Source organism: Pseudomonas sp. A-RE-22 (genome assembly GCF_019956035.1).
Lineage (GTDB): Bacteria > Pseudomonadota > Gammaproteobacteria > Pseudomonadales > Pseudomonadaceae > Aquipseudomonas > Aquipseudomonas brassicacearum.
Genome location: NZ_JAHBCZ010000044.1, coordinates 52,071 through 66,477 on the forward strand (window position 1 = coordinate 52,071; position 14,407 = coordinate 66,477).

Here is a 14,407-nt window from a genome sequence, read left to right on the forward strand (position 1 = left end):
TCCTACAGCCCTCACCTACACCCCACTATCAAGCTACGCATCCTTGCGCCTTTGCCTACAACTACGCCAGAATCCGCCCGCTTGTGCGTCTTGTCCCCGGGTTCTATTGTCTTCCTGCCACTGCCCATCAGTGGTCGGGTTTAGTAGCCCGAGGTAATCGAAGTTGTACAAGCGCTTCTCAAACAGGGCCCTACCCTGTTCTTGATGGTGGCTGTACGCAGGGCGCTCAGGCGCGCCGGCTTCTTCGGTTCCCCGGTCTACTAACCTGCGTACAGCTGCCACCCCATTGTTTAGTAGCTTCGGGGTGTCGGCATCACATCTGGAACCGAAGCATATGTTCAAAATTACCCCGAATCCGCCAGAGGCAGATTCCACTTCTACATCCGCAAAATCCAAAGCCAAGCAGCAAGACGAAACCACCAAGCGTGTGCTCGATCACTACTTGCTACCGAAACCGGATAAATCCCAAGACGACCCCAAACCGGGGCAGCTATACGCCGTCGTGAAAGGCCTCGATAACGAATGCTTGCTCGCCAACCTCAGCGAGACGCTGGCTTCGGCTGATGCCATGGTGAGTGACCTGGCGTTTGATCTGGAGGGATCGAGGCGTCATGTGGCGCAGGGGATTCAGCAATTGATTGAGCTGAGTTCGTTGCTGGCGAATCGCGTGTTGGATAACGTGGAGCCGCGGCAGTAGTTTTTTTCCCAACGGAAAAACCCGACGTTTTGCGTCGGGTTTTGGTTCTTGGACGATTGAGTGTTTTCATGACAATTGAATATCACGATACACCTCGAAATTTCAGGCACCCAGAACTTGTAGCAATGCGGCGGCATATGCTCCATGAACCTCACATTGCTCCACTGACAGCCTATGTAGAGGACCTTCGCGCCAAACACCCTGACTGGGAATTTCCAGACTTTGACCCCATGGATGGCGGGGTAGATGCGGACATGCTCTTTTTGCTGGAAAAGCCCGGCCCCATGACGTCCCCCCAAACGAAACAAAAGGGTTCTGGCTTTATCTCGCGTAACAACAATGATTCAACTGCTGAAGCGTTCTTCACCTTCTCCGAACTGGCGGAAATCGACCGCAAGAGAACGGTGCTGTGGAACGTCATACCCGGATGGAATGGCACCATCAAGATAAAAGCTGGCGAGAGACGTGCTGGTGTAGAGGAGCTGGCAGGCCTCTTGACGCTGCTGCCCAGACTCAAAACGGTGGTGCTGGTAGGCCGTCAAGCAGGAAAGGCTGCCAGGTTCATGCAGTCAATGAACGTAAAAATATTTGCGTCTGCACATCCTTCACCCAAGGTCCGGAATATGAACAGGGCGATGTGGGAGCTAATACCAGGAGTATGGGCGGAGGCCAGCCGGGCTCAATGAGATCGTTCCCACGCTCTGCGTGGGAATGCCTCCACGGACGCTCTGCGTTCGGCTCTGGGGGGACGCAGAGCGTCCCGAGCTGCATTCCCACGCGGAGCGTGGGAACGATCAAAGAGTAAGAAATAACCAGCTTTGCGTTTTACACCCAGAAGTCATTAGCCAATCCAACCAATTTAATGGCCTCTTCTTGCGAGGGCTCGGCGAAGATGATGTTCAAGTTACCGTAACCAGAGTGGTCCCCTACCAGGCTCAACTCGAATCGAGCCCCAGACGCATCGGCTTCGTAGCTCTTCAAGTAAGTCAGGTCCTTGGCTTCATTGAAAATCACGTCCAACGTGCCGTCGTAACCATTTCCCAGCCGGGTAAAGCCCAAGGCGGATAAATCGATCGTGTCTTCACCCGCGGTATAGTCAATCAGGCGATCAGTGTGGTTTTCGGTGGCGGTGCGGTAGCTGTCGCTCAGTCCGTCGAAGCGGAACACATCGTTGTTACCGCCCCCCACCAATTGGTCCCGGCCCTCTGCGCCAACCAATACATCATCCCCTAGCGCTCCATAAAGGCGATCATCGCCCGCGCCCCCTTCGATGATTTCGCCGCGAGCGTTGCCTTGTAAACGATCGGCCCCCTCGGTGCCCGTCAACCTGGCTTGCTGAAACAGGAGGTTGGTTTCATTCAGCGCTTGGCCCAAGTTACCGTCGAAGACCACTTCGAAGCGTTCCCCATCGGCGTTGGCCTCGAAGCTTTTGAGGTAGGTCCGCGTCCCGCTTTCATTGACGCGTATCGCCAGCGTTCCGTCGTGTCCGTTGCCCAGCCCGAGGAAGCCCAGGGAGGCGAGGTCGAGCGTATCGGTGCTGGGGTCGAAGTCAGTGATTCGGTCGCTATGGGCCGCGGTGGCGGTTCGGTAACTGTCTGTGACTGACTGGTAACGGAAGGTATCGGCCCCGGCACCGCCCGTCAGCAGGTCACGACCTTGCTGGCCGTCGAGCAGATCGTTACCGGCCCCGCCAAGGATCGCATCGTCGAACGAGGCGGTACCGAGCAAGAAGTCAGCATCGCGGCCACCGTCCAGGTGGTAATAGCCGTCGTCGGGATTGCCAAAGCTGTGGTCCAGGCGACCGTCGGGGTTCAACTGGACCAAGGCGGCCAGATAGCCGTCCGCGCTCGTGCCTTGGCTTCCACCAATCAATAGCTTGCCGTCGGCCCGCACGATCATGTCGGCGACTGCGAAAGGCGCGCTTTCCGAGCCCCAACTGACCCGACCCTGATCGCCGAAAGCGGTGTCGAGTGAGCCGTCAGCGTTGAGTCGGATGACGCTCGCCATGCCGCCCGAGGCGCCTGCCAGCAGGATTTTGCCGTCATCCTGGATGACGAGGGCGTCTGCGTGAACATCCAGGGCCAGGCTGCCGCCGTTCGCAAAGCTGCTATCCAGCGTACCGTCCGGGTTGAGGCGGGTCAGGGTATCTTGCCCCGTGACCAATACCTTCCCGTCTCCCTGCAGCGAAACGTCGAACGTGCTACTGGGGTGAATGCCAACGGTCGCTGGTAGGTGCAGAATCCCAGCCTCTCCAAAAGACGAGACCAGAGCCCCCGTCGCGTCGAAGCGGGCAATATAGATCTCCCCAGAGGGGTACCCTGCGCTTGCGAAAAAGCTACCGTCGCTTTGCGCAGAGAACGACGCTTGCTGGCCAAAGTCACTCCAGTAGAAAGGCACTGTCGCGGTGCCGCCGTTCCCGAAACTCGTATCGAGGCTGCCATCAGCCAAAGTACGACTTACGCCCGAAACCCAGGCGTTGCCTATGTTCACGTAGTGCGTCACCAGGTAGGCCCCTCCCGGCTGCACTGCGGCATTACCGCCGTCCTCGATATCGAGCGACACAGGGAGCAGGGATCTACCGTCGCCACTGAAGTTGCGGTCCAGGCTACCGTTGGCATTGAACCGGACCAGGCTGCCGGTGAAGCTTGAATCCTCTTCGCCTCCTCGTCCCAGGCGACTATAAGCGCCAAGCCAGATAGCACCGTCTGGATCGACCGCGATACCTGCGATTTTGTCCGAGCCCCATAAGGTCGTGGCGACCATGCCTGTTTTTTGCGCAGTTGAAGCGGCGGGCGAAATGCTCTGGCTCATGTCCAAGCCTCCGATAGATTTGGCGCCAAAAACTATAGACACGGCTCAGTCAGGTTGCCATTTACGGCAGCAGCACCACTTGCGTTCGAATCTCGTCCTCAACGAATCGTTTCATGGTCGTCTCCGATACGATCTAGATGATCAGAAGCTAGATCATCCTCGGCGTATTCCGGCTAAGCTCGCTTTTCACTGGATTGAGGACATTACCGGAGGGGGTTGGGTCAGATATTGGCAACTTGGGGAACAATAGATTTACCCATGCAATTGACCGCTGCAAAGTATTTACGGCCGCTTGAGTGGAGCAACTTTGCATGGCATTCGCAACCATATTCGCCGCTGTATTGGCCATCAGGTTTGAAGAATAGTTTGGCCTCGTTGAGGTCGGATATTAAAAATCCTTCAGATTTCAAAATCTGCTCAAAACGATCACATAATGAAGAGAGGGCGGTGGGAAGATGGGGATGACTGCGAAGCTCCTTCGGGTATGGGGTCGCACTCAGTAGATCCACCGTCGCGATCGGCTCCCCGGTTGCTTTAAGTGCTTGCAACAAATGTGGGTGTACGTACGACAAACTGCTCGCGGCATGGTGCGCAATACTTTGACAGACACTACTGAGGCGGCGATGAAAAGGCATTCATTCTTCCTGATTTGGTTTGCGAGCTGCGTCGAGCTGCTGGATTCCTAGAAACCTATGGTGCCTCAGGCTCCTGCATCATGGGGCTCAGCGCTGTATCCTGACCGGGTTTTGTCGCTACCAAGGATCCAGGTATGTCGCTTCCCGGCAAGAACAATGCTTTCTCCGATACAGATCGCTTTTTCATGAGCCAAGCTATTGATCAAGGCAGACGCGCAATGCCTGATTGCCTGCCGAATCCACCTGTAGGGTGTGTCATCGTGCGTCACGGTTCCATTGTCGCCAACGGCTACACGCAATCGCCGGGACAACATCACGCGGAAGCAATGGCGCTTTCGCAACTGGCGCAAGGCCTCGACGACATGACGGCCTACGTCACCCTGGAACCTTGCTCATTTGCCGGTCGGACGCCTTCATGCGCCCTGGCGTTGATCAGCGCGGGGGTTACACGCGTGCATGTCTCGATACTGGATCCAGATCCACGCAATGCCGGAGCAGGTATCGCCATTCTTCGACAAGCGGGGATAGAGGTCGCCGTGGGCTTGCTCGGAGGCCAGGCTCGCCGGGATATGGGGCCTTATTTGCACCGCAGGCAGCCGGAACACCAGCAAAAGACCATGAAAGCCTTATCAATTGTTCGGCCTAATGGAAGCAAGATCGCTTCCGGAGAGAAAACGCTAGAAGTCCGCCGCTGGCATCCCCACCTGAATCCTTACGAAGATCTTTTGGTTGTTGAAAATGGGCGATTTCTTCACACCGATGGTGATGAAGACGAAGGTATTGCTGTTGCAATCGTGCGTGTAAAAACAGTTCGCCCATTCGAAGTCGCAGATGTGCAAGCCGCATGCGCAAGCCGTTTTTCGGAGGGCTGGCTCGCATGGGAGTTAAGCGATGTGCGGCCCATCACACAGCCGTTCGCGGTGCGAGCGGCACGAGGTATCTACGAGGCAGATTTCCCATTCGTTTATAGCCCTCATTAACGGGAATACGGGGACGGATCATTCTGATCAATGCCTTTCGCTCAGACCTTGTATCTTGACTCATGAAATTTTGATTTGAGAACCGACAGATGTTATCCGCACAACAGGCCAGTGCAATCGTACTCGACCTCCATAACGAGTCGGTCAGAGACGGCGGTCCGGAGCGATTTGTTATCCAGTCTTGCGAGCTTTCTCCGAATGGCGACTATTGGATAATTCGCTGCAACACCGAGGACTGTGTGGTGCATGGTAAGACCGAGTATTGCTATGTAGGCGTCAATGCCCACTTGGTAGAGGTCAGATCCGGTGCGCTTGAGACGGTAGCTAGTTGCTTCAGCGTTGAGGAGTATCTGCAAGACAAAGACGACCTTCGTGCAGCAGCAGGTGAAAGTTATGTACTGATGCCGGCATTTTCTAGAGAGAGCAAAGCGGCACTGATCAGCCTTCGGCAGAAGCTGGAGTGTTCCTACCCGGACAGCTTTTCGCTTCTGTCGGTGGCCGGCCGACGGTGGTTTACAGGCAAGCGCAGGCACCTGGAGGATGCCCAGCGACTGCTCAACATCGAAGGCATCGCGACAGACATCAAGCTACAAGCAGACCCGCAAGGTGCCATTACTATCGGGCCGGAAACCTGGCACATTAATGCGGTACTGAAGGCGCTTCACAAAAAGCGACGCCAGCTCGGCGATTCAGATCACTAGCGGTAAGGGTTGCCTATTTTTCTGACTCAGGCACCTCGGGATGAGCCCCCTCGCCCCAGAGTTTTGTGTGTGCTGGCTGCTTGGCGGACTGGTATTGAAAACGAGGTGGGCTTTTTTATGAGTGCTTCGCACTCAAGCGGGAGCAAGCTCCCTCGCCACGGGGCGAATCTGCCCGTTTTCCCTTCCGCCAACCTCCTCAATCCGCCGCCTCCTCATAAACACTCCACCAAATACCCAGTAAGGGCTGACGCATACAGCCTCAAGCTTGCGCATCGCATGCCGATGAACTTGCCAGTTCGCCCTATCCTTCAGGCAAGATGTGCCCCTCCAGACTCAAGGAAGATGCCCCATGTCCGCTTCGCTCGATCTCGCCGCCAGTCAGATCCGTCACGCCGTTCGCGCAGCCACCGAGGGCTTGGTCGGTCGCGAGCAGTTGGCCGAGCTGATCGTACTGGCGGCTGTCGCCCAGGAGCACATTCTGGTGGTGGGCCCGCCCGGCACGGCGAAAAGCGCCGTGGTGCGTCGGGTCGCGCAATCCATGGGCGGTCGCTACTTCGAGTACCTGCTGGGCCGCTTCACCGAACCTTCGGAATTGTTTGGCACGGTCGATCTGAAGAAGCTGCGTGAAGGCACGGTTGAAACCGATATCAGCGGCATGCTGCCTGAAGCCGACATTGTGTTTCTGGATGAAGTGTTCCTGGGCTCGACGGCCATCCTCAACACTCTGCTTGGCGTGCTCAACGAACGACGTTTTCGCCGTGGTCACACACAGGTCCAGTGTCCCTTGCGCGTCTGTGTCGCAGCGGCGAACGGCCTGCCCGACGACGAATCGCTGGCGGCCTTTGGCGATCGCTTTTTGCTGCACCTGTTCGTGGACGCAGTACCCGACAACCAGCTCGAAGCGATGCTGGCCGGCGGCTGGCAGTCGGAGCAGCGCCCGGTTCCGCAGCTGCTGGGGCTGACTCAGCTCGACACGCTTGGCCACGCGCTCAAGGACGTCGATTTGTCACAGGTGCGACCAGCGCTGGCCCAGGCCATCCGCCGGTTGCGGGAGGCCGGTATACAGCTCTCCGACCGACGTATCGTCAAATCCCAGCGCCTGATCGCAGCGGCGGCTTTGCTGCGCGGGCATCTGGAAGCCAGCGAAGCCGACCTCTGGCCGCTGCTTTACGTGCTGCCGACCCGGGAAATCCAGCAGCACGGCCGTGAGGTGTTGCAGGATCTTTTTGCCCAGTGCAGCAACAGCCATCTGTTCAGTGCCGTCGAGGAAGCGACGCTGCAACCGATGGCTCGCCTGCATCGTCTGCTTGAAACGGCAGAGGATTACCTGGGGCGCAGCGAGCCGCCTGCCAGCCCGTTGCTGGAGGCGCTGTTGCGCGAAATCGATGCCAACTTCAACAGCCAGACCATTCCCCAGCGCCTGCATGAGGCCCGCGGACAAGTGGCTCATCTGCTGACAACCCAGGCATGACGAACATGGTCGCCGCCACTGTCATCGACTGGAACTGGCGAGTGCGGCGCGAACCCGGACAACCACAGGCTGCCGTGGCCTGGGGCGAAGTCGCGGCGCGCCTGCACGCACGGCTGCTGCGCATGCCCGAAGACCAGACTGCGCACCTGCAAGCCACTGCCAACCGTGAAGTGCTGATCGTCACGGGCAATGCCGATAACCTGCCGTGGGTCGAGGGCGTCGATTACGCCTGCACCGAGCCCGCCGCACCCGGCCTCTGGCTGCCCACCAGTTGGGAACCCGACGCACCGCTGGACCTGATGGGGCAAGCGCTGCTCGGCAGATTCACGCGCGCGCCACTGCTGCTGTGGCATGCCCCCAGGGTAGTGGTGCCGCTCGACCGATGCCTGCCCGTCACGACCCGGCATCTACAACGCATTCAGGATGAGTGGGCAGGTCGCTGATGCAATTACCGCAATCCCTGCAACCCTGGCGAGATTGGCTGCAATGGTTTCCCCCCGAACAGCTGCCATTGCTGGCGGATCTGTTCGCACGCCTCAATCCGCTGCTAGGCCCCTTGCGCGGCATGCAGCAGGGCGGCGTACCCGAACCCGACGGCCTTGGCGATCTGCAACGCCGTGGTCCGTATGAACGACTGTTGGCCAGCGAGTGGTTGCTGGCCGATGAGCTACCCGACGAATTTCTGCGCAGGGCGGCAGTGGGCGAACATCTGTTCCTGGCACCGCAATATCGCACTCATCAGGCCAACCGCATGATCGTTGTGCTGTTCGACGCCGGCCCACTGCAACTGGGCGGGCCGCGACTGGTGCACCTGGCGCTGCTGATCCTGCTCGCCCGCCGTGCCAGCGAAGCCGGGGCCGAGCTGCGCTGGGGTATCCTGCAAAACGCGCCACAGTTGCAGGAGTTCAAGAGCGCAGCGCATTTGAAGCAACTGCTCGACGCCCGCACGTACCAGACCGTCGGCGATGAGCACTGGCACAGCTGGCGCGCCTGGCTGTCGGAGCAGGATTATGACAGCGGCGAACGCTGGATCGTCGGCCAACGGCTGCCCGCCACGGACGCCCGCTCCTGCACTCATCGGGTCCAGATACAGCGCAGCCTCGATGGCCGCAGCCTGATAGTCGCGCTGCAAGACCGGGCCACCCGACAAGTTGCCCTGCCCAACCCCGACCAGCGCCTCGCCTTGCAATTGATCAAGGGCGAGTTCGACATCGCGCGACAGATGGCGCGCACCGCGGTCAAGTCCCTCATTCCACGGGCTGCACTGACGCTGGCCCCGATCATTGCCAGCAGCGGCTTCCATGTCGCCCTGAAACTGCTCGACGAGCCCGGGCTTGTGGTGATCAAGCTTCCCGCTCCCCGGCAGAAAAAACCACTCGATGTTCGCCGCACGCTCTGGAATAACCGCAGCACGCCACTGGCGATCACGTTCCCGGGCCGCATGCCCGGCGCGATCCTGAGCCTCGACGAGCAACTGGTCTTTTGGAACATGCCTGGCCTCAAGCCCGTCGCCCGACCCGGGCGTGAGCAACTGCAGATGCCCCCGGGCACTGCCACGCTGCTGCCCATGGTGTGGTTGCACAACGGCACCTACGGCAGGGTTTTCCTGCTCGACAATAACGGTCATCTGGCCTTCTGGGTGGTCGACAGCGGCAAGCTGCCCACCCCGCACCAGCCCGGTGTCACCCACTCGATAGCCGATAAGGTGGTGGGCATGGCGCAGGTCGATCGCAACACGCTGGCCTATCTGCGCCATGATGCCGGTCGATTGTATGTCCACCGGCTCAATTCCTGGATCAGCCAGTCCACAGGCCATGTGGTCGGCACGACGAAGGACATCGATCAGGTTCTGTTCCCGGCAAGTCCATGCTGGGAGCGCGCCTTCCACGGTTGCGCGTGGATGCGCCTGGTCGACGAGCAGCAGCAGTGGCAGATGGTGGCTCCGGACCTTCAGACCGGACAGATCGATCTGGCACCCGGCTGGAAAGGCCTGGGGTTGTTGATTGGGGAGGACGAGGCGCTGTCCATGGTCCTGCTCGGCCCCAACCAGCAGACCGTCGCCCTGTACTGCGGGGGTGAGCAACGTGTGCTGTTCACCACCAACGAGACCATTGCCAGGATCAGCTTTTGCCCGATGAGCGGGCTGGTCGCCGCCCTGACCAAGGCTCGGGAACTGGTGGTGTATGCGGTCCGGGACGAGCGCAGGGTGTTGCAGGTCATGTGCAACCAGGCACAAACGCAGTCGGAGGACGACACCCATGTCCGGACCTGATGCAGTCACTATTCGCCGTCCGGCACTCAGCGGTTATCAACCGATCGAAGCGCTGTGGTTCCCCGTCGAGCGCTTCAGCGAGCAGGAACGGGCGCGGTTGATATTCACCCACTGGCAAACCGACGCCAGGGCCGAACGCTTTGCCGACGGCGACCTGCTGCGCTTTCCCAAGGCACGCGCCATGCTTTGTGAAGGGCTCGCGGGTTGGCCACTGATCCGCCAAGGCCGAACGCTTTGCTCAGCCCGGTTGAGTCCTGAAGAAATGCAGCGCCTGGCCCACGCCGATGTCTGGCTGGTACGCGGCACGCAGGTCAATGCCCTGCACCTGCACGACGCCACTACGCTGGCCCCCGGTCAATGGATCGACGTCAGCCAGTACGCGCTACTCGACACTTACGACTGCCAAGACGTATTGCCGGAACCACAAGCCGACCCTCTGGCAGTACAGACCGACATACGGGAAATCCTGGGTGACTCGCTTGCGCCGGTCAGCCCCGAGCGGGAGGCGGTGATGCAAGCCCTGCTGGAGCGCCAGCGTCAGGCCGCCACCCCTGGCGGACCTGCGGCGCGTCACACGCCCAGCCCCGCGAACAACCGGCAGCGTACCGACGCGTTGAAAAACGCCCTGCCAGGTTTCATTGGGCTGGCCGTGGGTACTGGCCTTTACTGGTTTCTTTCGGTCAACGGTCTGCACTTGCCGACCGCTACCCCAACTGCTGAGAGAGCCAAGCCGCCACGCCCTGTGGATCCCTCCACATTCGATCTGGGCAGTGTCTTGGTTTGGACGGTCGTCGGCGCGGCGCTCTTCACCCTGATACTGATGGCCGTGCGTGCCTGGATGCGGCGCAATGGCACACACTCGGCAGCAAGCAACACGCCTCCTTCCGCTACCGCCAATGCTGCCCGCCCCTCAAAGCCGCCCGTGCCGCCACGGGCGTCGGGCCAGCCACGTGGCCCGGCCAGGTGGCGGCGCTGGCTGACGCGCCTGACCCAGAATTCACGCTTGTCAGCGCTGTACGGAAAGCGGCAGGCCGCTTATATGCAACGCATGCTGGAAATGTTCGAAAACGGCGATCTGGAAGAAGCACTGCGCCACGCCATTCCGCTGGGCGGCGGCCAGGGCAATGCAGGTCAAGCCTTCGGCACACCTAGCAGGCGCCAGGATCTGGCGCTCACCCAGCATTCAGGGCCGCGCACCAGCATGCTGTTTGAGGTAGATCTTGAAACCCACCTCAGGCAGGTCTACCGGCAGTCCTTTGAGCGACTGGATCGCGAGGGGCGTATCGAGGAAGCCGTGTTTGTCCTGGCCGAACTGTTGAGGGCACGACAGGAAGCGCTCGACTATCTGGAAAAGCACCAGCGCTATCAACAGGCGGCTGACCTTGCGCTGGCCTGGGACATGCCCACCTCGACCATCGTCCGTATGCTGTGCCTGGCCGGGGATTGGCAGCGAGCGTTGCAAGTCGCGCGGCGCGACAACGCGTTCGCCGATGCCGTCATCCTGCTCGAAAAGAAATGGCCGGAAGCTGCCGCGCGCCTGCGTCTGGAATGGGCGCTGGCCCTGACCGAAAAAGGGTTGTGGTTGCAGGCGGTGGATGTGATCTGGAGTCTGCCCGCAGAGCACGAACGCGCCACGCAATGGCTGCTGGCCGCCGAGGCCGCAGGAGGTAGCCTGGCGATCGGCGCGCTGGTGAAACGGGCGATCCTGCTTCCCGACACCCTCTCGACATACGAAACCTGGGTCGAAAAACTGCGCGACGACCCCGAGCGGGTCATGGAGCGCGCCACACTGGCCCAGGCGCTGCTGACGCACAAGGCCCATAGTCCCGCGCTGGCCTGGCTGGCTGCCGCGACCGTACGGGCGATGATCTGTGATCAGGCCGGGCCACACGCTCATCTCACCCGGAACCAGCTTCAAGCGCTGGTAAAAATGAGCAAGGACAAACTGCTACAAGCGGACCTGCCTGGCAGCGCCCTGCCCAAGAACAGACTTCTCAACCAGGGCCTTGAGCGGGCAAACACCCCCTTGTCGTTCACGGCGCCAGAAAGGGGCAACCGGACGCTGTGCGATGCCGTGCCCCTGACTGATGGACGCTACCTCTTGGCACTGGGTGAAGCTGGCGCATCGGTGGTCGACGCTAGCGGCAAGACGGCCTTTCACTTTCCGGTGCCCGCTCAGACCATCGTGCTGGGCCACAGCCGACAGGTCGCGCTGGCGCTGGCGCGTCGCGGCGACGTCTGGCGCATCTGCAAACTGGATCTGGTCAATCGCAGCGCCAGCGATCTGGGCGTGCTGATGTTGGATGCCTTCGCCAAGCATTTCGACGGCACGGCCTGGACCGTCGGCCGAGGCTCGCAATTGCGCGTCGTGGATGTGGATCGCCGGTTCGAAACACTCTGGCACGTCGGCGATCTGCCCGGGCAAATAGGCTTCCTTCGGGACGACGAGCGCAACGAATCCGTATTGCTGGACACTCCACACAATTTCCAGCTCTGGCATTACCGCCTGCCCGACCGCCGATTGCTCAGCCGCGACTCCATGCCCGCGAGGCGTCAGGAACACAGTTGGCAGGTGTATAACGCGGCAGGCCGGACCACTGAGTTCTGGATCGAGCACGCAGCCGACAGCGATCCCGTGCTGATGGCGTACGAGAGCGGCACGAGCAAGCGCTATCCCTTGCCCGGCCTGATTCAAGAGTTTACCGATCCGTTGCACATCTACTCGTTCGAGCAGTGGCTGGTGGCGTGCTACGCAACCGGCGACGATGACGCACGCTGGCACTTCATCCACCGCTACAGTGACCGGCTATGCGCCGTCCTGCATTGGCCGCTGCATGATGCGCAACTGCGTTGCGTGGGCAATGAATGGGTAATTTTCGACCATCAGGGCCGGCTGTTGCATATCGACACAACCAGCTCTATGACTCGAACTCTATCGGTGCAGTGACGCACTCAAGCGGAAGCAAGCTCCCTCGCCACAGGTGCTTGGCGTTCAGGGGTGACGATCCAGCTTCTTGAGGAACACGGTCATTTCTTTTTCGGCTTGTTTGTCGCCGTGGGCTCGGGCGGCTTCCAGGCCTTGTTCCCAGGCTTGGCGGGCTGCCGGTAGGTTGCCTTGGCCTTGGTGGGCCTTGCCTAGGAGTTTCCAGGCGGCCGAGTATTTGGGGTCGAATTCGACGCAACGTTGGAGGTGTTCGGCGGCTCGGGGGAATTCGCCTAGGTCGAGGTAGCCCTTGCCCAGGCCGAAGCGCAGCAGGGCGTTGTCCACACCCTTGGCGAGCATTTTTTCCAGGGAGTCGAGCATTTTAAAAACTCCTCATGACTAAGATCGTTCCCACGCTCTGCGTGGGAATGCAGCCCGGGACGCTCTGCGTCCCCTCAAGAGCCGAACGCAGAGCGTCCGTAGAGGCATTCCCACGCAGAGCGTGGGAACGATCCGTGGTGGTCAGAAGAAGCTCAACCCCACATGGAACAGCTTCTCGACATCGCGAATGTGCTTTTTGTCCACCAGGAACAGGATCACATGGTCGCCGGTCTGGATCACGGTGTCGTCGTGGGCGATCAGCACTTCTTCGTCGCGGATGATCGCGCCGATGGTGGTGCCCGGTGGCAGGCCGATGTCGCGGATGGCCTTGCCGATCACTTTGCTGGATTTGGCATCGCCGTGGGCAATTGCCTCGATGGCTTCGGCCGCGCCGCGGCGCAGGGAGTGGACGCTGACGATGTCACCGCGGCGCACGTGGGCCAGCAAGGTGCCGATGGTTGCCAGTTGCGGGCTGATGGCGATGTCGATGTCGCCGCCCTGGATCAGGTCGACGTAGGCCGGGTTGTTGATGATGGTCATGACCTTCTTCGCCCCCAGGCGCTTGGCCAATAGCGACGACATGATGTTGGCTTCGTCGTCGTTGGTCAGGGCCAGGAAGATGTCGGCGTCGGCGATGTTTTCTTCCAGCAGCAGGTCGCGGTCCGAAGCACTGCCCTGCAATACCACGGTGCTGTCGAGGGTGTCGGAGAGGTAGCGGCAGCGCGCCGGGTTCATCTCGATGATCTTGACCTGGTAGCGGCTTTCGATGGCTTCGGCCAGGCGCTCGCCGATCTGCCCACCGCCGGCGATGACGATGCGTTTATAGTTCTCGTCCAGGCGGCGCATTTCGCTCATGACCGCGCGAATGTTCGCTTTGGCGGCGATGAAAAACACTTCGTCGTCGGCTTCGATCACCGTGTCGCCCTGGGGCAGGATCGGCCGGTCACGGCGGAAAATCGCGGCGACCCGGGTATCCACATTCGGCATGTGCTCGCGCAACTGGCGCAGTTGCTGGCCCACCAGCGGCCCGCCGTAGTAGGCCTTGACCGCCACCAGTTGCGCCTTGCCTTCGGCAAAGTCGATCACCTGCAAGGCGCCGGGGTGCTCGATCAGGCGCTTGATGTAGTTGGTCACCACCTGCTCGGGGCTGATCAGCACATCCACCGGGATCGCTTCGTTGTCGAACAGGTCGGCGCGGGTCAGGTAGGACGCTTCGCGCACCCGGGCGATCTTGGTCGGGGTGTGGAACAACGTGTGGGCGACCTGGCAGGCGACCATGTTGGTTTCATCGCTGTTGGTCACGGCCACGAGCATGTCGGCATCGTCGGCGCCGGCCTGGCGCAGCACTGTCGGCAACGACCCGCGACCTTGCACGGTGCGGATGTCGAGACGGTCGCCGAGGTTGCGCAGGCGTTCGCCGTCGGTGTCGACCACGGTGATGTCGTTGGCCTCGCTGGCCAGATGTTCCGCCAGCGAACCGCCGACTTGTCCTGCGCCGAGGATGATGATTTTCATCCAGTCACTCCTATCGAATCG

The 14,407-nt window shown here is 60.4% G+C and carries 12 protein-coding genes; 8 read left to right on the plus strand and 4 right to left on the minus strand.

Translation table 11 applies throughout. From position 1 onward, the window contains the following. Positions 1-334 precede the first annotated feature (334 nt). Both KGA89_RS20765 and KGA89_RS20770 read left to right on the plus strand, forming a co-directional pair. Positions 335-697, plus strand: coding sequence for a DUF6124 family protein (locus KGA89_RS20765; RefSeq protein WP_223472431.1), 363 nt, complete (start codon positions 335-337; stop codon positions 695-697). 68 nt (positions 698-765) lie between these two features. Then, complete coding sequence (locus KGA89_RS20770) at positions 766-1,383, plus strand: uracil-DNA glycosylase (RefSeq protein WP_123351243.1); 618 nt, start codon at positions 766-768, stop codon at positions 1,381-1,383. 139 nt (positions 1,384-1,522) lie between these two features. Here the strand turns inward: KGA89_RS20770 and KGA89_RS20775 are convergent, their stop codons facing one another. Together KGA89_RS20775 and KGA89_RS20780 are read right to left on the minus strand one after the other, a co-directional pair. Then, entirely contained in the window at positions 1,523-3,508 is a 1,986-nt protein-coding gene (locus tag KGA89_RS20775) for a M10 family metallopeptidase C-terminal domain-containing protein (RefSeq protein WP_223472432.1), read from the minus strand. A 221-nt stretch (positions 3,509-3,729) separates the two neighbouring features. Beyond that, complete coding sequence (locus KGA89_RS20780) at positions 3,730-4,143, minus strand: hypothetical protein (RefSeq protein WP_223472433.1); 414 nt, start codon at positions 4,141-4,143, stop codon at positions 3,730-3,732. Between the two features lie 134 nt (positions 4,144-4,277). Between KGA89_RS20780 and KGA89_RS20785 the strand changes: the two genes are divergently transcribed. From KGA89_RS20785 to KGA89_RS20810, 6 genes are all read left to right on the plus strand, one after another. Continuing rightward, positions 4,278-5,123, plus strand: a complete 846-nt coding sequence (locus KGA89_RS20785) for a deaminase (RefSeq protein ID WP_223472434.1) — start codon at positions 4,278-4,280, stop codon at positions 5,121-5,123. 89 nt (positions 5,124-5,212) lie between these two features. Beyond that, the gene (locus KGA89_RS20790; RefSeq protein WP_223472435.1) at positions 5,213-5,824 is read left to right on the plus strand and encodes a hypothetical protein; all 612 of its coding nucleotides are present in this window, start codon (positions 5,213-5,215) and stop codon (positions 5,822-5,824) included. Positions 5,825-6,173: 349 nt separating this feature from the next. Further along, positions 6,174-7,295, plus strand: coding sequence for an AAA family ATPase (locus KGA89_RS20795; RefSeq protein WP_043042332.1), 1,122 nt, complete (start codon positions 6,174-6,176; stop codon positions 7,293-7,295). 5 nt (positions 7,296-7,300) lie between these two features. Next, positions 7,301-7,738, plus strand: coding sequence for a hypothetical protein (locus tag KGA89_RS20800; RefSeq protein ID WP_223472436.1), 438 nt, complete (start codon positions 7,301-7,303; stop codon positions 7,736-7,738). After that, entirely contained in the window at positions 7,738-9,567 is a 1,830-nt protein-coding gene (locus KGA89_RS20805; RefSeq protein WP_223472437.1) for a hypothetical protein, read from the plus strand. The genes KGA89_RS20800 and KGA89_RS20805 overlap by 1 nt, the downstream gene beginning before the upstream one ends. After that, positions 9,554-12,514, plus strand: a complete 2,961-nt coding sequence (locus KGA89_RS20810) for a bpX6 domain-containing protein (protein WP_223472438.1) — start codon at positions 9,554-9,556, stop codon at positions 12,512-12,514. Before KGA89_RS20805 ends, KGA89_RS20810 begins: the two co-directional genes overlap by 14 nt. Before the next feature lie 45 nt (positions 12,515-12,559). Here the strand turns inward: KGA89_RS20810 and KGA89_RS20815 are convergent, their stop codons facing one another. Together KGA89_RS20815 and trkA are read right to left on the minus strand one after the other, a co-directional pair. After that, the gene (locus KGA89_RS20815) at positions 12,560-12,871 is read right to left on the minus strand and encodes a tetratricopeptide repeat protein (protein WP_003196306.1); all 312 of its coding nucleotides are present in this window, start codon (positions 12,869-12,871) and stop codon (positions 12,560-12,562) included. 141 nt (positions 12,872-13,012) lie between these two features. Next, positions 13,013-14,386, minus strand: coding sequence for a Trk system potassium transporter TrkA (trkA, locus tag KGA89_RS20820; RefSeq protein WP_053161633.1), 1,374 nt, complete (start codon positions 14,384-14,386; stop codon positions 13,013-13,015). Positions 14,387-14,407 lie beyond the last annotated feature (21 nt).

What these genes read in the sequence shown, in the direction of transcription:
- KGA89_RS20765 (WP_223472431.1), top strand. Translation starts at nt 335, where the DNA reads ATGTTCAAAATTACCCCGAATCCGCCAGAGGCAGATTCCACTTCTACA.
- KGA89_RS20770 (WP_123351243.1), top strand. Translation starts at nt 766, where the DNA reads ATGACAATTGAATATCACGATACACCTCGAAATTTCAGGCACCCAGAA.
- KGA89_RS20775 (WP_223472432.1), bottom strand. Translation starts at nt 3,508, where the DNA reads ATGAGCCAGAGCATTTCGCCCGCCGCTTCAACTGCGCAAAAAACAGGC.
- KGA89_RS20780 (WP_223472433.1), bottom strand. Translation starts at nt 4,143, where the DNA reads ATGCCTTTTCATCGCCGCCTCAGTAGTGTCTGTCAAAGTATTGCGCAC.
- KGA89_RS20785 (WP_223472434.1), top strand. Translation starts at nt 4,278, where the DNA reads ATGTCGCTTCCCGGCAAGAACAATGCTTTCTCCGATACAGATCGCTTT.
- KGA89_RS20790 (WP_223472435.1), top strand. Translation starts at nt 5,213, where the DNA reads ATGTTATCCGCACAACAGGCCAGTGCAATCGTACTCGACCTCCATAAC.
- KGA89_RS20795 (WP_043042332.1), top strand. Translation starts at nt 6,174, where the DNA reads ATGTCCGCTTCGCTCGATCTCGCCGCCAGTCAGATCCGTCACGCCGTT.
- KGA89_RS20800 (WP_223472436.1), top strand. Translation starts at nt 7,301, where the DNA reads ATGGTCGCCGCCACTGTCATCGACTGGAACTGGCGAGTGCGGCGCGAA.
- KGA89_RS20805 (WP_223472437.1), top strand. Translation starts at nt 7,738, where the DNA reads ATGCAATTACCGCAATCCCTGCAACCCTGGCGAGATTGGCTGCAATGG.
- KGA89_RS20810 (WP_223472438.1), top strand. Translation starts at nt 9,554, where the DNA reads ATGTCCGGACCTGATGCAGTCACTATTCGCCGTCCGGCACTCAGCGGT.
- KGA89_RS20815 (WP_003196306.1), bottom strand. Translation starts at nt 12,871, where the DNA reads ATGCTCGACTCCCTGGAAAAAATGCTCGCCAAGGGTGTGGACAACGCC.
- trkA (WP_053161633.1), bottom strand. Translation starts at nt 14,386, where the DNA reads ATGAAAATCATCATCCTCGGCGCAGGACAAGTCGGCGGTTCGCTGGCG.